The organism is Lentzea sp. NBC_00516, from assembly GCF_036346835.1.
Classification (GTDB): Bacteria; Actinomycetota; Actinomycetes; order Mycobacteriales; family Pseudonocardiaceae; genus Lentzea; species Lentzea sokolovensis.
In genome coordinates this window covers 2,455,141-2,470,866 of sequence record NZ_CP107840.1, presented here as the reverse complement: position 1 = coordinate 2,470,866, position 15,726 = coordinate 2,455,141, and the positions used below count along the sequence as shown (strand labels likewise).

Sequence of the window (15,726 nt, the reverse complement as noted above, 5' to 3'; positions counted from 1 at the left end):
GTCACACTCGCTGTTCCTGGATGCCGTCGTCCGACTTGGCACTGCGGGCCTGTTCGACGGTGCGGACGATCGCGGCGTCCAAATCCTGCTTGTGCAGTAACCGCAGCTCGGACAGCGAGAACGAGGTGAGATCGAGCTGGCTCGACAGCAGGTCCGGCCCACGGGTCGCCACCGAGATCGCCTCCCGGGGGTCTGAGCGCGTCCTCGGCGACCCGGCGGCGAGTGGCAAGGGACGGATGTTCACAGTTTTCATCCTAACGCTGCCGATCTTCGGTGAGCGCGGGGCACGGCCACCCGAAAGCGGGGAGTCTAGCCGCGCACCGCCCGTTCGACAGCTGGTTTTGCCTGGTCGGATGCTGTTCAGGCCCCGTCACCGCAGTGCTCGGGCCGCTCCTGGTTCTCCCTTCTGAGGCGGCCGTGTCACCCGTTGTTCCAACGCCTCCCGCACTCAGAAGCACGCCCGGCGGCGCGGTGCCGGTGATCTCCGAGTGGAGCTTCTCGTCCATGGCGGCCTCGGCGTGCCGCCCGGCACCGCACTGTCCTTTGAAGACAACCAGTCCTGGTGGCAGGGGGAGGAACTGCAATGACCGAACGCCGACCTCTGGCGGAGCTGTACCTCGACCTGGATCAGTCCGATGTCACCGGTAGCTCCAGCCGAGGCAACAGGGCTGGCGACCAAGCGCATGATCTGCACGCGTTGTCGGGCCGTTGGCTTGGTGTCGAACGCACGCAGCGGCGAACGAACCTGCAGCAGGGTGTAGACGAGCACCGACACCAGATTTGCCGGCAGCGCCAACACATTTTCCCGCAACCTGCTCGTGGACCTGGAGGACACCGGACACGTCGCGCAGATCAAGTTCCTCATTCGTGACCGCGACGCCAAATACCTCGCGTTGATCGACGAGGTCCGCCGCTCCGCAGGGATTACCACGGTGCCGTCCGGTACCTGGATGCCCCGCATGAACTCCATCATCGAACGCTGGGTCACGATCGAACGCCTCACCGTAGATCGGCAGATCGACGGACCTCCGCGTGTCAAGCCGACTGCGGCATCCTGCCGCTGATCGCGGTTCAGAGGTGCACCTGACCGGCCCAAGTCCGTGGACCCGGGGCGTGACGAGGCTGACCGGCTTCCAGTTCCCGATCCACGACCGGGCCGGCCAACGCCGGGGAAGCGTGAACCTGCGTTCAGCGTCGCCGCGAGCCCGTTCTTGACCATCGGCGACGAGCGCGGCAATGTGCAGTTCGGAGTACCGATCGAGCTGTTCCGAGACCGGACGTGTGGCGAGCGGTTCCCAGGGGGTGAGCGTGGCACGGCCGAAGGCGCTGGTGGTCCGCGGTGGGTGGGAAGGCCACCAGCCGGTGAAGGCCACCGAGTTGTTCATCCCGTTCCTGGAGCACGGCGGCTATGACGTGCGGGTCGAGGAGTCGACCGAGGTGTACGCCGACGCTGCCGAGATGGCGCGCACCGACCTGATCGTGCAGTGCGTGACGATGTCGCAGATCACCGCCGGGCAACTGGCCGGGCTGCGCGCGGCGGTCGAGGCCGGGACTGGCTTCACCGGCTGGCACGGTGGTATCGCGGATTCGTTCCGCGCGTCGTCGGACTACCTGCACCTGGTGGGCGGCCAGTTCGTCACGCACCCCGGCAAGGAGCCGTGCGAGCGCGAGGGCGGGCAGGAGGACAACTACCTGCCGCACACGGTGAACATCACCGCGCTCGGTCGGGAGCATCCGATCACCGCGGGCATCGAGGACTTCGAACTGGTCACCGAGCAGTACTGGGTGCTGCACGACGACCTGGTCGACGTGCTGGCCACCACGACCCACCCGACCCGGCCGTGGCATCCGTGGCACCGGCCGGTCACCAGTCCGGCGATCTGGACGCGCCGGTGGGGCGCCGGGAGGATCGTGGTGACGACGCCGGGGCACAGCCTGGACGTGCTGGAGCATCCGAGCGTACGCGCCGTCATCACGAGGGGGATGTCTTGGGCGACCCGCACCGCGTCGGCATCGTAGGTCTCGGGGTCATCTCCCGCGCATACCTGGACACGCTCGCCAACCACCCCGCGGTGCGCGTCACCGCGGTCGCCGACCTCGACGCGACCCGCTCGGCCGAGGTCGCGGTCGAGCTCCCTGGCGCCGAGGCAGTCAGCGTCGAGCGCCTGCTCGGCAGAGCGGACGTCGACACGGTGCTCAACCTCACCGTTCCCGCGGCCCATGCCGACATCTCGCTCCGCGCGATCGACGCCGGCAAGAACGTCTTCGTCGAGAAACCGCTCGCCGTCACGTTCCCGGACGGCCGAGTGATCATCGACCGGGCCGCCGCGGCCGGTGTCCGGATCGGTTGCGCACCGGACACCGTTCTCGGCACGGGTACGCAGACCGCGCGGGCGGCGATCGACAGCGGGCTCATCGGACGCCCGCTCTCCGCATCGGCCGTGATGGTCACGCCGGGGCACGAACGCTGGCACCCCAACCCCGACTTCTACTACACCGCGGGCGGCGGGCCATTGCTGGACATGGGGCCGTACTACATCACCGCGCTGATCCACCTGCTCGGCCCGGTGCGCACGGTGCTCGGTGCGGCCAGTCGCCTGCGCACCGAACGCGTCATCGGTTCCGGCGCGCGGACGGGCCATCGAATCCCGGTCGAGGTCGCCACCCACGTCTCCGGCGTGCTCGAACACGCCAACGGCGCGCTCTCCACCATCACGACCAGTTTCGACGGGGTGGCCACCACCGCCCCGCCGATCGAGGTGCACGGCGAGAGCGGCACACTCGCGGTCCCTGACCCGAACCACTTCGACGGCGAGACCCGTCTTTTCCCTCTCGGCGGCACCGGATGGCGAACCCTTCCCGCCAGCGCGGGCTACACGGGCGCAGGGCGGGGGATCGGCCTGCTCGACCTCGTCACCGCCGGCGTGCAGCGGCCCCCGCGCGCCGGCGGTGAGCTAGCGCTGCACGTGCTCGAGACGATGACCGCCCTGCTCCGGGCGGCGGACGAGGGACGCCGGATCGAGCTGACGACCACGGCAGAGCGGCCGTTGCCGGTGCCCCTCACGCCCGTGGACTTGTCCCTCGGCCGTTCACCTGAAGATCCGCCGCCCAAGTGACCATCGATCTTGACGTGGACCTGCTCGTCCAGCGCCGGGATTCACGGCCGATTCATGCAGTCCACCCAGGACTCGGTGGTGACGATGATGTCGGTGGGGAGGGTTTCGGTCACGGTCCCGTCCGACACCCAGATGTGTGCGTGGTAGGTCGTCAACGGCACTGAAGTGGGTCCTTGCACGCCGACGAACCCGTTGACGATGATCGAGCCGTCGGGGCGGTGGAAGTTGGAGCCCGGTGGGAGGTAGTGCTCGGTGGCGGTCCAGCCGGGAGGCAGGTCGCGCATCCCGTACTTGAGGTCGGTGGTCCACTTCCCGCTCACCACGAAGATGAAGTAAGAGGCGTGGGTCCTCCCGTCGGGACCGTGCTGAACGCACATCCGGCTGGTCCTGTCGAACTGCTCCAGATGCCACGTCCGGGTCTGCGATGCCGTCTGTGCCGACGCGACTACGGACGTGCCGACCAGGGACAGCAGGAGCACCGAGGCCAGGACGAGCACCGATCTGGCGATCCGAGAAATCACATTCATCGAACCCCTCCTGAAACTGACGCGAACACACTTCGATTCACGCTAGCGACCGGATCTCAGAGCTCTCTGAGAGTGGCGGTGTCACCGCCGCGTATACGGTGCGGGTATGAGCCGGCCGATTCCGTTCACCGACGCCAACTTCAAGCTCGCCGTCGTTCAAGAGCTGATGTACAACCAGGACCTCCTGCCGAAGTTCGACTTGCGCGAGTACGCGGCCGAGCAGGGCTTCACCTACGACGACGGGAGTGTCGCGGCGGTGCCGCAGGCTCTGGCCTACTTCGAGGCGCTCGAGGTTCCCGAGGAACTCGCGGAGAAGATCACCGAGATCGAGATGGACGGCGGCAACGAGATCTACCTCGAGATCGCGCCGAACTGGGACGGCGAGGACGGACTGTTCGACGTCGACGAGTTCGCCGACCTGCGGCACTTTCCCAACCTGAAGTCGATGACGCTGTTCTACACGGGCAACGAGGAGACGCTGGAAACGCTGCGTGCCCGCGGAATCGAAGCAGACTGGCTCTGAACCAGCGCACGGTTCCCGGTCAGCGGGCTGACGACCGCTCGTCGTACTCGTGTTGCGCGGCGACGACCTCTCCGCTGTGCTCGATCGTCCAGTTCAGCAGGCCGATGAACGGTCCGCGGAAAGACTCGCCCAGGGGTGTGAGGGAGTACTCGACGCCGATCGGCGAGGTCTCGAGCACCCGGCGCCGAATCAGGCCGTTGCGTTCCAGCCTGCGCAGCGTCTGGGTCAGCACCCGTTGCGTCACGCCGTCCAGCTGCCGCTTGATCTCGTTGAACCGCGTCGGTCGTTCCAGGACCTCCATCACCATCATCGACCACTTGTCGGCGACCTGGTCGAGGATCGGGCGGCTCGGGCAGTCTGCGCTGAACCGCGGAGCCTCGGCGGGGGCCGGGGTGGTGTCCATGGGGATCCTTAGTGCTCGGAAAGTGCGTTATTGATCGTTCTTGGCGCGTCGACCAGGCTAGGTATGCATCGCAAACCTACTGGCTCATCGACAACCTTGGGACACTCGTGAACCTGGACGCATACACGACACTCGGCGTCGACATCGACGCGGGAATCGCGTGGATCACGCTGGACAACCCTCCCGTCAACGTTCTCGGCGGAACCTTGATCCGCGAACTGCACGAGCTGCTCGGCGCGTTGCGCGACGACCGTTCCGTCCGCGTCATCGTGTTCTCCAGCGCCAACCCGGACTTCTTCCTCGCTCACGTCGACATCCACATCCTCGAGCAGATGGACGAGCTGCAGGAGATCGCCGACCGCAACCCGGACGCCAACCTGTTCCAGGGGGTGGGCGAGCTGCTGCGACACCAGCCCCAGGTCACGATCGTCGAGCTAGCCGGCAAAGCCCGTGCGGGAGGCGCCGAGTTCGTCGCGGCGGCCGACCTGACCTTCGCCGCGAGGGAGACCGCGGGCCTCGGCCAGACCGAGGTGCTGATGGGCATCGTTCCGGGTGGCGGCGCGACGCAGTACCTGCGCGAACGAGTCGGGCGCCACCGCGCTCTCGAACTGCTGCTCACTGCGGACCTGGTGGACGCCGACACCGCCGCCGCCTACGGCTGGATCAACCGCGCCGTGCCCGCGGCCGAACTCGGCACGGTCGTCGACCAGGTGGCGCGGAAGATCGCCGCGCTCTCGCCGGAACTCATCGCCGCCGCGAAGCGGCTGGTCCCGCCGACGGATCTGGCCGACGGCCTGAAGGCGGAACACAGCGCGTGGGCCGAGCTGGTGAGCGGAAGCCTGCCCGCGCAGTTGATGACGCGCGCGTTGGAGCGTGGCGTGCAGACACCGGAGGGCGAGCGCGATCTCGAGTCGCTCATGCGCGACGTCGCCGCCACGCTCTGACGTCCGCAGGCCTACTCGGCAGGGGTGGCGTCTGCGGATTCGAGCACGACCACAGGGATCTCGCGCTCTGTGTAGGTCGCATAGGCCGCATAAGGCTTGTAGACCGCCACTGCCCGCTCCCACAGGCGGGCCCGCTCCGCGCCCTCGGCGACACGCGGACGGACTTGCCGGCGTTCGCCACCGGGCAACTCCACCTCGGTGGTCGCCATCGCCATCAAGTTGTGGAACCACGCGGGATGCGCGTCCACGCCGCCCTTCGACGCGATGACGACCAGCTGCGGCGAGTCGTCGACGTAGATCAGCGGGCTGGTCCGGGACTGGCCCGACTTGCGGCCGACGTGGTTGAGCAGGAGCACGGGCGCACCGCCGAAGAACGACCCGCCCACCTTGCCGCCGGTCTTGCGGAACAGGAACGTGTTGAAGCGCGCCAACTGTCGTTGCAACTTCCAGAAGGGCGATGTCGGCACGGGAGGTTTCGGCATGCCGAAATACTGTCACTCACTGACAAGTGTCGTCAACTGACAAAAGTCGGTACGTGACGCGTTTGTCGTACGCTGGCCGGCATGGAGAAGCACGGTCTGCGCGAGCGGAAGAAGGAGCGGACGCGGGAGGCGTTGATCGACGCAGCCCATGTGTTGTTCTGCGCCAACGGTTTCGAGGCCACGACCATCGATCAGATCGCGGAGGCGGTGGAGGTCTCGTCGCGGACGTTCTTCCGGTACTTCACCTCGAAGGAGGACGTCGCCCTGTCGCTCGCGGACGAGCAGATCACGGCGGTGCTCGAGGCGTTCGCCGCGCAGCCCGGTGACATGCCGGTGCTGACCGCGATGCGGACGGCCGCTGTCGACGTGGTGCGGGTCTACGAAACCGAGGCGCGCTACACCAGCCTGCAGAACCTGATCTCGGTGAGTCCGGCGCTGACAGCCGCGCGCGTCGAACGGGGTGCTGCCCGGTTCGACGACGTGGTGCGTCTGATCAGTGCCCGGATGGGGGTGGACCCGGACGTGGACCCCCGCCCGTGCCTGGTGGCCTCGGTGGCGCTGTGCGCCGTGCCGACGGCAGTCGTCGCCTGGCGAGCCGCCGGCCATCAGACGCCGGAGTCCGAACTGACCGGGCAGGCGTTCGACCTGCTGACGGCCGGTCTCGACTACCCCGCGCGGCCGGCCGTGCCCGGTGAGAACTGACCGCCCGACACCGCTGGCTCAGGCACGCCCGGCGACCGTGCGGCAGCTTGTCCGAAGTGGACCTGAACGCGTCCTGCCCGGACGGCACGGACCGGTAGCCGTGACGTGCGTCCGCAACGGACATAGTGGCCACTGGGCGGTTCCGGGCAAGATGGCGGGATGAGCGTGTCGAGAAGAGGCAGGCCCGCGGGCCCCACCGGGCCGGTGATCAGCCGTGCGTTGCGGCTCCTCGACGCGTTCGACGCCGAGCGCCGCGAGCTGACGTTGAGTGATCTCGCCCGGCGCGCGGACATGCCGTTGTCGACCACGCACCGGCTGATGCAGGAGCTCTGCGCGTGGGGCGCCGTCGAACGAGGCACGGACGGGCTGTACCGGATCGGGCTGCGGTTGTGGGAACTCGGCTCGCTCGCGCCACGTGGTCCGGGGCTGCGCGAGGCCGCGTTGCCGTTCCTCGAGGACCTCTCCCGGATCACCAGGGAGAACGTGCAGCTCGCCGTCAGGGAGGGCACGGAGGTCGTCTTCGTCGAACGGATCGCGAGTTCCGGCGCGGTGCCGGTGCTCACCCGCGTCGGCGACCGGTTCGCGCTCACCGTCACCGGTGTCGGCCTGGTCCTGCTCGCGCACGCCCCCGTCGAGGTGCAGGAGGAAGTGCTCGGCGAACCGATCGCCCGGTACACCGCCAAGACCGTCACCGATCCGGCGCAGGTGCGCCGGATGCTCGCCGACGTCCGGTCGAACGGCTTCTCGATCAGTGATCGCCAGGTCACGATGGACGCCCTGTCGGTCGGCGCGCCGATCCGCGACCGGCAGGGCGAGGTCGTCGCCGCGGTGTCGCTGGTCGTGCGGCACGGCAGCGCCACTTCGCACGCACTGGCGCCGCTCGTGCGCACCAGCGCCCAGGCGATCTCCCGCGCACTGTCGAATTAGGATCGACTTCCATTTTCCGGAAAGTGCTCTACGGCACGGGCTGTGGCCTGCGCCACTCTGTGGTTTCCCACCACGGATGAGGAGCGTCGATGACCGGCTTCCCGCGCGACCAGTGGTACGTCGCGGCTTACGGTTCCGAGATCGAGCACGACCTGTTCAACCGCACCATCTGCGGCGAGCCGATCCTGTTCTGGCGTACTCGCGACGGCGCGGTGACGGCCATGCCGGACCGCTGCGTGCACCGCCGTTTCCCGTTGTCGCAAAAGCCTTCCCGGCTCGTCGACGACCAGGTGGTCTGCGGATACCACGGCTTCACCTACGACGCTAGCGGCAAATGCGTCGCCGTGCCCGGCCAGACCCGCATCCCGCGCACCGCGCGGCTTCTGCCGTATCCCGTCGTCGAGCAGGACTCGTTCGTGTGGGTCTTCATCGGCGATCCGGCGAACGCCGACGCGTCGCTGATCCCGCGCGCGCCGTGGCTCGTCTCGCCGGACTACACGACCGTCGCCGGCATGGAACCGTTGAACGCCCGGTATGAACTGCTCGTCGACAACCTGTTGGACCTCTCGCACGAGACTTACCTGCACGGCGGCTACATCGGCACACCGGAGGTCGCCTCCACCCCGGTCACGACCGAGGTCGACGAGGACGCCGGCATCGTCTACGTGTCGCGGCACATGGACGACGCGGAATGCCCGCCGTTCTACTCCAAGTCCACCGGCCTGCAGGGCAGGATCGCGCGCTGGCAGGACATCGAGTACACGCCACCGTGCCTGTACACACTGCACAGTCGCATCGCGCCGGTCGGCTCCGTGCCCAACCCGGACGGCACCGACCCGGACGCGTTCCACGTCGAGGTGGTGTACGCGATCACGCCGGAGACCGAGTCCTCGACGCACGACTTCTGGTGCGTGGCACGGGATTTCGCACTCGGGGACGAGGAGGTCTCCGCTTTCCTCGCCGAGAACAACCGCACCGTCGTCATGCAGGACGTCGTGGCGTTGAACGTGCTGGAGCAGGTCATCGCGAAGGAGCCGGACGGCTACCAGGAGCTGTCGATCAACATCGACACCGGTGGGCTCGCCGCGCGGCGGATGCTCAAGCGCCTGTGTGAGAAGGCATGAACGCGCTCACCGGCGACCGCGTGTTCCGCATCCACTGGGTGCTGGGCACGGACCGGCTCCGCGCGGTGTGCCATTGCTCCGCCGAGCGCGAGTTCGAAGATCCCGTCGAGCTGTGGGAGTGGCTGCTCGATCATCCCAATGGGCACACGTCATGAGGCTTCTGCTGGACGACAAGGAACCGATCGCCGACGGTGTGGTGCTCCTGACGCTGCGGCATCCGGACGGCGACCCGCTGCCGGGCTGGTCACCGGGTGCCCACGTCGACCTCGTATTCGCCGACGACCTGGTGCGCCAGTACTCGCTGTGCGGCGACCCGGACGACACCTCGATCATGCAGGTCGCCGTCCTTCGTGAACCGGACGGGCGCGGCGGCTCACGGCACGTGCACGACGTTCTCACCGTGGGGCAGCAGATCGAGGTGCGAGGGCCGCGCAACCACTTCGAGCTCGTCGAGGCGAAGCGCTACCTGTTCATCGCCGGTGGCATCGGCATCACCCCGATCCTGCCGATGATCGCCGAGGTCGAGACGACAGGTCGCGACTGGCGGTTGCTCTACGGCGGCAGAACGCGGTCCTCCATGGCGTTCCGCGACGAGCTCGAGCACCGCGGCCAGGTCGAGATCCGTCCGGAGGACGAGCACGGCCTGCTGGACCTGCGAGTGGTGCTCGGCGAGCCGGAAGAGGACACCGCCGTGTACTGCTGCGGTCCGGAAGGCCTGCTGGCCGCCGTCGAGCAGCATTGTGCGGACTGGCGGGAAGGCGCGCTCCACGTCGAACGGTTCGCACCGAAAACCGGTGCGGCACAAGGGCCTGGACACGAGTTCGAGGTCGAGCTGTCGCAGACCGGTGCGGTGCTGCGGGTGCCGGCCGGGCAGTCCGTCCTCGAGGTCGTCGAACGAGCGGGCGTGTCGGTGCTGTCGTCCTGTCAGGAAGGCACCTGCGGAACCTGCGAGACGACCGTGCTCGCCGGGACGCCCGATCACCGCGACTCCGTGCTCACCGACCAGGAACGGGCGGTGGGCGACGCGATGATGATCTGCGTGTCCCGGTCCCGTTCACCCCGGCTGGTGCTGGACCTCTGAGGTAGCCCCAAGAACTTCTTGACAGTTCAACAAGGCAGGCGCATGCTCTCAATATCAGGATTCCTGATATTCGAGACCCTGATACCGCCGCTCGACGAGGAGCTGAACATGCGCGGTCACTAGGAACCGGCGAGAGCGGCGCGGCACCGGTTGAGCAGGTCGTGCAGCGCGGTTCGCTCGTTCTTGTTGAGCCTGCTCACCATCCGTTCCTCGATCGCCGCGATCTCGGCGGAGTGCTCGTCCAGGAACGCCCTGCCCTTGTCCGTGAGGCTGATCAGCAACTTTCTGCCGTGCGCGGGGTCCTGCTCCCGGACGATCAGCTCACGCCGCTCCAGCGCGGCGACCATGTCGGTCATCGTCTGCGCGGTCACGAACGAGTTGCGCGCCAGTTCCGCCGACGTGAGGCCGTCGCGGCCCGCCAGCACCGTCAGCGCGGTGTACTGCAGGGTCGTCACGCCGGCCGGGCGCAGCACCTCGTCCATGAGTGCGCGCACCGCGAGCTCCACCTGCTTGACCTCGTACATCAGCGACGGCCGCACGTGCCTCACCTTCCCCATCACTCTCGTCGATCACTCGAAGCCTGACACAGGAAGGCAGATCCATCATGACCGCAGTCGACGACCGGCCGACCGCAACGGTGCGCCGCCCCGACGTCGCACCCGGCAAGTTGTTCATCGGAGGACAGTGGCGCGCGGCCGAGAACGGCGTCCGGTTCGACGTGGTCGACCCGTCCAGCGGCTCGGTCGTGACGTCCGTTGCCAGAGCGGGGAAGTCCGACGTGGACGACGCGGTCGCCGCGGCGCGCGCGGCGTTGGACGGCTGGGCGGCGACACCCGGCAGACAACGCGCCCGGATCCTGCACCGCGTCGCCGACGTCGTGCGGGCCAGGGCGGACGAGCTCGTCGCGACGGAGAGCCTCGACGTCGGCAAGCCGGTCTCGTTGTGCCGCGCGGTCGACGTGGAGACGACCGCCGAGCAGTACGAGTACTACGCGGCGCTGGCGCAGAGCATCGACGGGGCGACGCGGCAGATCCCCATCCCCGCGCACGCCTACACCCGCCGCGAACCGATCGGGGTGGTCGCGGCGATCACGCCGTTCAACTTCCCGCTGATCCTGTCGAGCTCGAAGATCGCGCCGGCGCTCGCGGCCGGCAACACGGTGGTGCACAAGCCCGCGGAGGACACGCCGCTCAGCGCGTTGCTGATGGCCGAGATCCTCGCCGAGGCCGGTGTGCCCGCGGGTGTGGTCAACGTGGTCACCGGGTTCGGCTCGGAGATCGGCGACCACCTGGTGAGTCACCCCGGTGTGGACAAGGTGGCGTTCACCGGGTCCACCGCGGTCGGCAGGCACGCGGCGAGCGTGGCGGGCGCGCGGCTCAAGCCGATGACGATGGAGCTGGGCGGCAACGCGGCGCACATCGTCTTCGAGGACGCCGACCTCGACAAGGCGATCGGCGCGGCGATCAAGGGGTTCGTCTTCAACACGGGCCAGTTCTGCATGGGCGGACCCCGTCTTCTCGTCGCGTCGTCGTTGTACGACACCGTTGTGGGCGCGCTCGCCGACGCCGTGCCGCACGTTCCGCTCGGTGACCCGTTCGACCCGGCGACCGTGATCGGCCCGATGGCAGGCGAACGTCATCTGTCCAAAGTGGAACGCTACGTCGCACTGGCGAGAGCGGAGGGCGGCCGGATCGTCACCGGCGGGCAGCGCGTGGACCGGGACGGCTTCTTCTTCGAGCCGACGGTGATCGCGGACCTGCCCGACGACTCTCCCGTCGTGCAGGAGGAGATCTTCGGCCCGGTGCTGACCGTGCAGCGGTTCGGCAGCGAGGACGAGGCGGTCGCGATGGCCAACGGCACGTCCTACGGCCTCGCCGCCGGGTTGCAGACCGAGAACCTCGCCCGTGCGCACCGGGTGGCGGCCCGGCTGCAGGCGGGCATCGTCTGGGTCAACGACTGGGCGATGCTCGACCCGGCGATCCCGTTCGGCGGCGTCAAGGACTCCGGACACGGCCGCGAGTACGGCCCGGAGGCACTCGCCTCCTACACGCGCACCAAGTCGGTCGTCATCTCGCTGGCCTGATTCCCGGTCCCGTTCCGCTCGCTGATCCCACGGGAGAACTTCCATGTCCACCACGACAACCGCGGCCGTCGTCGAGTCCGCCGGTTCCGGGTTCTCGCTCTCCGAGGTGACGCTGGACGACCTGCGACCGGACGAGGTCCGAGTCCGCGTCGTCGCCGCGGGCGTCTGCCACACCGACCTCGGCGTCGCCGCCGGCCACCTGCCGTTCCCGCTTCCGGGCGTGCTCGGCCACGAGGGCGCCGGGATCGTCGAGGACGTCGGCTCCTCGGTCACGAAGGTCGCCGCGGGGGACCAGGTGCTGCTGAGCTACAGCTCGTGCGGCCGCTGCCCGCACTGCCGCGACGGCCACCCCGCCTACTGCGACACCTGGCTGCCGTCGAACCTGATCGGTGGCGAACGAGCCGACGGGACGTCGCCGATCTCCCGCGACGGGGTCCCGCTCGGCGGCCACTTCTTCGGCCAGTCGAGCTTCGCCCACCACGCCGTCGTCGACGAGCGCAGTCTGGTCAAGGTCCCCGCCGACGCACCGCTCGACCTGCTCGCCCCGCTCGGCTGCGGAGTCATGACCGGCGTGGGCGCGGTCTGGAACGTGCTGGCGCCGCGCCCCGGCGCCACCCTGCTCGTCACCGGAGCCGGTGCGGTCGGGCTGTCCGCGATCATGGCGGCCCTGCTCACCCCGGCGACCCGGATCATCGCGGCCGATCGCGTGCCGCATCGGCTGGCGCTGGCCGCCGAACTCGGCGCCACCGACACCATCGACACCACACACCAGGACCTCGGCGACGCGATCTCGAAACTCACCTCCGGCCGTGGTGTCGACGGCCTCGTGGAGACGACCGGCAACGCCGGTGTGCTGCGCACGGCGATCTCCGCACTCGCGAGCCGCGGCACCGCGGTGATCGTCGGCGCGCCACCGTTCGGCACCGAGGTGCCCGTCGACGTGAACTTCATGCTGCCGGGACGCCGCGTCGTCGGGCTCACCATGGGCGACGCCGAGACGCAGTCGCTGATCCCCGCGCTCGTCGACCTCGTCGCCGCCGGCAGGTTGCCGATCGACAGGCTCGTCACCCACTACGCGTTCGAGGACATCCAGCAGGCCGTCGACGACGTGCTGGCCGGCGTGACGATCAAACCCGTGCTGCGGCTGGCCGGGTGAGATGCGGTGGGGGCCTTACCGCGACGGCGACGTGGCGGCGGACACCGGGGCGGTGAGCATGCCGACGATCAGGTCGACCAGCTCGGCGGCCGAGTGCGGGTCGTCCGGCGGCAGGTCGCCCGCGCACACGGCCCGCTCACGGTCGGCGAGCAGGGCGAACAGCACGGTGGGAAGGACGCGCAGCCGGCGGCGCCTGACCGCGGGCGAAAGGTCCCGCAGTGCGCGGTCGAGGCGAATGATGATCAGCCGGACCGCGGCCCGCCCTGCTCGGTCGAGGTTGGTGTCCGCGGCCAGCGCGGAGTGGGTGCGGACCTGTTCGAGAAACCGCGCGTAGTGGGTGGCGCCGTGTTCATAGGGGACGGTCAGCATCGGGATCACCAGCGCTGAGACCAGAACGCGGACGTCCTGTGCGACGCCTGCCGCCTCGCTCTCGGCGAGCAGTTCGAGGCGATGCTGCTCGAGGTCGGCGATGCGGTGCTCGGCGACGGCGTCGATCAGCCCGTCCCTGGAGCCGAAGTGGTACTGGACGGCCGAGTTGTTGCGCTGGCCCGCGGCCGTCGCGATGTCGCGCAACGGCACCTCCGGGCCGTGCTCGGCGATCAACCGCTCGGCGGCGACGATGATCCGTTCCCTGGCGTCCGCGCTGGCCACGGCACCACGTTAACACGCGCTTCTTGACTTTTAAGCACGAGCGCTTAAGAGTGGCCTGGTGGTGACGGACATGTTCAGGTTGCCCGGCGCGGTGGCCGTGGTGACCGGCGCGGGCCGAGGCATCGGTGCGGCATCGGCGATAGCGCTGGCGGAAGCCGGCGCGGACGTGGTGATCAGTGCGCGCACCGCGGAGCAGTTGGAAGAGGTCGCGGGCAAGATCGCGGCACTGGGGCGGCAGGCTGTCGTCGTGCCGGCAGATCTGTCCGATGTGGACGCCGTGGCCGCGTTGGCGCACACGGCCTTTGAGCGGTTCGGGCGGCTGGACGTGGTGGTGAACAACGTGGGCGGCACCATGCCGAACATGTTCCTGACGACGACGCCGGACTTCCTGGAAGACGCCTTCCACTTCAACGTCACCACCGCACACGCGCTGACCCGTGCGGCGGTCCCGCTCATGCTCGACGGAGGTGGCGGGTCGGTGGTCAACATCGCTTCCGTCATGGGCAGGCTCGCCGGTCGGGGGTTCCTCGCCTATGGCACCGCGAAGGCGGCCCTGACCCACTACACGCGCCTGGCCGCCACGGACCTCGCGCCGCGGATCAGGGTGAACGCGATCGACGTGGGCTCGGTCCACACCTCGGCGCTGGACGTGGTCGCCCGCGACGAGAAGATCAGGACCTCGATGGAACAGGCGACGCCGCTGCGCCGGCTGGGACACCCCGACGAGGTCGCGGCCGCGGTGCTGTTCCTGGCGTCACGTGCCTCCGGCTACACCACGGGATCAGTGCTGCGCGTCGACGGCGGGATCGTCGCGCCCAACCTCGACTTCAACCTGCCTGATCTCTGAGGAGGCTCGGATGCGCGTGGTGCAGTGGAGCACCGGCAACGTCGGCAGGTGGGCGTTGCGCGGCATCATCGACCACCCCGCTCTGGAACTCGCGGGCGTGTGGGTGTCCGACCCCGCCAAGAACGGCCGCGACGCCGGGGAACTGGCCGGGGTGGACCCGGTCGGGATCCTGGCGACCACGGACGCCGCCCAGCTGATCGCGACTGAGCCGGACTGCGTCGTCTACACGGCGATGGCCGACAACCGGCTGACCGAGGCGATCGACGACCTGTGCCTGTTGCTGCGGGCGGGCATCAACGTGGTCGCCAGTGGTCCGGTGTTCCTGTCCTACCCGGAGGGCACCGTGCCGCCCGAGCTGATCGAGCCCATTCGCCAGGCCGCGGTCGAGGGCGGAAGTTCGCTGTGGGTCAACGGAATCGACCCCGGCTGGGCCAACGACTGGTTACCCCTGCTGTTGTCCGGCACCTGTCAGCGCATCGACCTCATCCGCTGCTCGGAGATCACGGACTACTCCACCTACGACAACCCGCTGGTGCTGTTCGACATCATGGGCTTCGGCACGCCACTTGACCACACTCCGCTGCTGCTGCAGCCCGGCGTGCTCACGCTCGCCTGGGGCAGCGTGGTCCGCCAACTGGCCGCCGCCCTGGACGTCCCGCTGGAGTCGATCGTCGAACACCACGAGCGGTACCCGGCACCGACCCCGTTCACGGCCGCGGGCCGCACGATCGCCGAAGGCACCATGGCGGCCTTGCGGTTCACCGTCAGCGGCATGATCGCGGACCAACCGGTGCTCGTGCTCGAACACGTCACCAGACTGCGCCCGGACCTCGCGCCGGACTGGCCACAGCCGGTCGGCACCGGCTGCTACCGCGTGGAGATCACCGGCGAACCCAACTACGTGCTGGACCTGCGACTGACCGGCGGCGACGGCGACCACAACACCGCGGGCGTGGCGTCCACCGCCATGCGTCTGGTCAACGCCGTTCCCGCGGTCGTCGACGCACCACCCGGCCTGCTCACCGCACTCGACCTGCCCCTGACCACCGGACGCGGACTGGTGTCGGTTCCCGGGCGCCGCGACACGAACGCCTAGGTCACCGACTCCACACTCGACACATCACCTCCACAGTGGACAGCGTGCGGGTGTGGTGGCTTTC

The 15,726-nt window shown here is 68.8% G+C and carries 20 protein-coding genes; 14 read left to right on the top strand and 6 right to left on the bottom strand.

Annotated features, from left to right (window positions below):
- Window position 1: 1 nt before the first annotated feature.
- Window positions 2–244: a hypothetical protein gene (locus OG205_RS11260; RefSeq protein WP_330276147.1), complete on the bottom strand. Its 243-nt coding sequence runs from the start codon at window positions 242–244 to the stop codon at window positions 2–4.
- A 574-nt stretch (window positions 245–818) separates the two neighbouring features.
- On the opposite strand from OG205_RS11260, the gene OG205_RS11255 reads away from it, so the two are divergent.
- The 3 genes from OG205_RS11255 to OG205_RS11245 all read left to right on the top strand — a co-directional run bounded on the left by OG205_RS11255 (window position 819) and on the right by OG205_RS11245 (window position 3,116).
- The gene (locus tag OG205_RS11255) at window positions 819–1,064 is read left to right on the top strand and encodes a hypothetical protein (RefSeq protein ID WP_330276146.1); all 246 of its coding nucleotides are present in this window, start codon (window positions 819–821) and stop codon (window positions 1,062–1,064) included.
- Between the two features lie 244 nt (window positions 1,065–1,308).
- The gene (locus OG205_RS11250; protein ID WP_330276145.1) at window positions 1,309–2,019 is read left to right on the top strand and encodes a ThuA domain-containing protein; all 711 of its coding nucleotides are present in this window, start codon (window positions 1,309–1,311) and stop codon (window positions 2,017–2,019) included.
- Window positions 1,989–3,116, top strand: coding sequence for a Gfo/Idh/MocA family protein (locus tag OG205_RS11245; RefSeq protein WP_330276144.1), 1,128 nt, complete (start codon window positions 1,989–1,991; stop codon window positions 3,114–3,116). The genes OG205_RS11250 and OG205_RS11245 overlap by 31 nt, the downstream gene beginning before the upstream one ends.
- A gap of 41 nt (window positions 3,117–3,157) precedes the next feature.
- Here OG205_RS11245 and OG205_RS11240 read toward each other — a convergent pair whose 3' ends face one another.
- Complete coding sequence (locus tag OG205_RS11240; protein WP_330276143.1) at window positions 3,158–3,643, bottom strand: DUF5980 family protein; 486 nt, start codon at window positions 3,641–3,643, stop codon at window positions 3,158–3,160.
- A gap of 106 nt (window positions 3,644–3,749) precedes the next feature.
- Here OG205_RS11240 and OG205_RS11235 point away from each other — a divergent pair, with 106 nt between their 5' ends.
- Window positions 3,750–4,166, top strand: a complete 417-nt coding sequence (locus OG205_RS11235) for a DUF6892 domain-containing protein (protein WP_330276142.1) — start codon at window positions 3,750–3,752, stop codon at window positions 4,164–4,166.
- A gap of 19 nt (window positions 4,167–4,185) precedes the next feature.
- Here OG205_RS11235 and OG205_RS11230 read toward each other — a convergent pair whose 3' ends face one another.
- Complete coding sequence (locus OG205_RS11230; protein WP_330276141.1) at window positions 4,186–4,569, bottom strand: winged helix-turn-helix transcriptional regulator; 384 nt, start codon at window positions 4,567–4,569, stop codon at window positions 4,186–4,188.
- 107 nt (window positions 4,570–4,676) lie between these two features.
- Between OG205_RS11230 and OG205_RS11225 the strand changes: the two genes are divergently transcribed.
- Entirely contained in the window at window positions 4,677–5,513 is an 837-nt protein-coding gene (locus tag OG205_RS11225; RefSeq protein ID WP_330276140.1) for an enoyl-CoA hydratase/isomerase family protein, read from the top strand.
- An 11-nt stretch (window positions 5,514–5,524) separates the two neighbouring features.
- Here the strand turns inward: OG205_RS11225 and OG205_RS11220 are convergent, their stop codons facing one another.
- The gene (locus OG205_RS11220) at window positions 5,525–5,995 is read right to left on the bottom strand and encodes a nitroreductase family deazaflavin-dependent oxidoreductase (RefSeq protein ID WP_330276139.1); all 471 of its coding nucleotides are present in this window, start codon (window positions 5,993–5,995) and stop codon (window positions 5,525–5,527) included.
- Window positions 5,996–6,076: 81 nt separating this feature from the next.
- On the opposite strand from OG205_RS11220, the gene OG205_RS11215 reads away from it, so the two are divergent.
- The 5 genes from OG205_RS11215 to OG205_RS11195 all read left to right on the top strand — a co-directional run bounded on the left by OG205_RS11215 (window position 6,077) and on the right by OG205_RS11195 (window position 9,829).
- Window positions 6,077–6,697: a TetR family transcriptional regulator gene (locus OG205_RS11215; protein ID WP_330276138.1), complete on the top strand. Its 621-nt coding sequence runs from the start codon at window positions 6,077–6,079 to the stop codon at window positions 6,695–6,697.
- Window positions 6,698–6,856: 159 nt separating this feature from the next.
- A complete protein-coding gene (locus OG205_RS11210) occupies window positions 6,857–7,624 on the top strand; it encodes an IclR family transcriptional regulator (protein WP_330276137.1) in 768 nt (255 codons plus the stop codon).
- 89 nt (window positions 7,625–7,713) lie between these two features.
- Window positions 7,714–8,748, top strand: a complete 1,035-nt coding sequence (locus tag OG205_RS11205; RefSeq protein ID WP_330276136.1) for an aromatic ring-hydroxylating dioxygenase subunit alpha — start codon at window positions 7,714–7,716, stop codon at window positions 8,746–8,748.
- Window positions 8,745–8,903: a hypothetical protein gene (locus tag OG205_RS11200; RefSeq protein WP_330276135.1), complete on the top strand. Its 159-nt coding sequence runs from the start codon at window positions 8,745–8,747 to the stop codon at window positions 8,901–8,903. Before OG205_RS11205 ends, OG205_RS11200 begins: the two co-directional genes overlap by 4 nt.
- Complete coding sequence (locus tag OG205_RS11195) at window positions 8,900–9,829, top strand: PDR/VanB family oxidoreductase (RefSeq protein WP_330276134.1); 930 nt, start codon at window positions 8,900–8,902, stop codon at window positions 9,827–9,829. The genes OG205_RS11200 and OG205_RS11195 overlap by 4 nt, the downstream gene beginning before the upstream one ends.
- Window positions 9,830–9,948: 119 nt before the next feature.
- Here OG205_RS11195 and OG205_RS11190 read toward each other — a convergent pair whose 3' ends face one another.
- Window positions 9,949–10,368: a MarR family winged helix-turn-helix transcriptional regulator gene (locus OG205_RS11190; RefSeq protein WP_330276133.1), complete on the bottom strand. Its 420-nt coding sequence runs from the start codon at window positions 10,366–10,368 to the stop codon at window positions 9,949–9,951.
- 65 nt (window positions 10,369–10,433) lie between these two features.
- On the opposite strand from OG205_RS11190, the gene OG205_RS11185 reads away from it, so the two are divergent.
- Both OG205_RS11185 and OG205_RS11180 read left to right on the top strand, forming a co-directional pair.
- The gene (locus OG205_RS11185; protein ID WP_330276132.1) at window positions 10,434–11,912 is read left to right on the top strand and encodes an aldehyde dehydrogenase family protein; all 1,479 of its coding nucleotides are present in this window, start codon (window positions 10,434–10,436) and stop codon (window positions 11,910–11,912) included.
- 43 nt (window positions 11,913–11,955) lie between these two features.
- Window positions 11,956–13,068 carry an NAD(P)-dependent alcohol dehydrogenase gene (locus OG205_RS11180; protein ID WP_330276131.1) on the top strand — a complete coding sequence of 371 codons (1,113 nt, stop codon included), beginning with the start codon at window positions 11,956–11,958 and terminating at the stop codon, window positions 13,066–13,068.
- A gap of 15 nt (window positions 13,069–13,083) precedes the next feature.
- On the opposite strand, the gene OG205_RS11175 is transcribed toward OG205_RS11180, so the two are convergent.
- A complete protein-coding gene (locus tag OG205_RS11175; RefSeq protein WP_330276130.1) occupies window positions 13,084–13,719 on the bottom strand; it encodes a TetR family transcriptional regulator in 636 nt (211 codons plus the stop codon).
- A gap of 58 nt (window positions 13,720–13,777) precedes the next feature.
- Here OG205_RS11175 and OG205_RS11170 point away from each other — a divergent pair, with 58 nt between their 5' ends.
- The gene (locus OG205_RS11170; RefSeq protein WP_330276129.1) at window positions 13,778–14,566 is read left to right on the top strand and encodes an SDR family oxidoreductase; all 789 of its coding nucleotides are present in this window, start codon (window positions 13,778–13,780) and stop codon (window positions 14,564–14,566) included.
- 10 nt (window positions 14,567–14,576) lie between these two features.
- Window positions 14,577–15,662 carry an NAD(P)H-dependent amine dehydrogenase family protein gene (locus tag OG205_RS11165; protein WP_330276128.1) on the top strand — a complete coding sequence of 362 codons (1,086 nt, stop codon included), beginning with the start codon at window positions 14,577–14,579 and terminating at the stop codon, window positions 15,660–15,662.
- The last annotated feature ends 64 nt before the right edge of the window (window positions 15,663–15,726 follow it).

Bases quoted from the DNA above. Each gene is read 5' to 3' on its own strand.
- OG205_RS11235 (WP_330276142.1), top strand. From the start codon at position 3,750: ATGAGCCGGCCGATTCCGTTCACCGACGCCAACTTCAAGCTCGCCGTC.
- OG205_RS11205 (WP_330276136.1), top strand. From the start codon at position 7,714: ATGACCGGCTTCCCGCGCGACCAGTGGTACGTCGCGGCTTACGGTTCC.
- OG205_RS11200 (WP_330276135.1), top strand. From the start codon at position 8,745: ATGAACGCGCTCACCGGCGACCGCGTGTTCCGCATCCACTGGGTGCTG.
- OG205_RS11230 (WP_330276141.1), bottom strand. From the start codon at position 4,569: ATGGACACCACCCCGGCCCCCGCCGAGGCTCCGCGGTTCAGCGCAGAC.
- OG205_RS11215 (WP_330276138.1), top strand. From the start codon at position 6,077: ATGGAGAAGCACGGTCTGCGCGAGCGGAAGAAGGAGCGGACGCGGGAG.
- OG205_RS11180 (WP_330276131.1), top strand. From the start codon at position 11,956: ATGTCCACCACGACAACCGCGGCCGTCGTCGAGTCCGCCGGTTCCGGG.
- OG205_RS11185 (WP_330276132.1), top strand. From the start codon at position 10,434: ATGACCGCAGTCGACGACCGGCCGACCGCAACGGTGCGCCGCCCCGAC.
- OG205_RS11165 (WP_330276128.1), top strand. From the start codon at position 14,577: ATGCGCGTGGTGCAGTGGAGCACCGGCAACGTCGGCAGGTGGGCGTTG.
- OG205_RS11210 (WP_330276137.1), top strand. From the start codon at position 6,857: ATGAGCGTGTCGAGAAGAGGCAGGCCCGCGGGCCCCACCGGGCCGGTG.
- OG205_RS11220 (WP_330276139.1), bottom strand. From the start codon at position 5,995: ATGCCGAAACCTCCCGTGCCGACATCGCCCTTCTGGAAGTTGCAACGA.
- OG205_RS11195 (WP_330276134.1), top strand. From the start codon at position 8,900: ATGAGGCTTCTGCTGGACGACAAGGAACCGATCGCCGACGGTGTGGTG.
- OG205_RS11240 (WP_330276143.1), bottom strand. From the start codon at position 3,643: ATGAATGTGATTTCTCGGATCGCCAGATCGGTGCTCGTCCTGGCCTCG.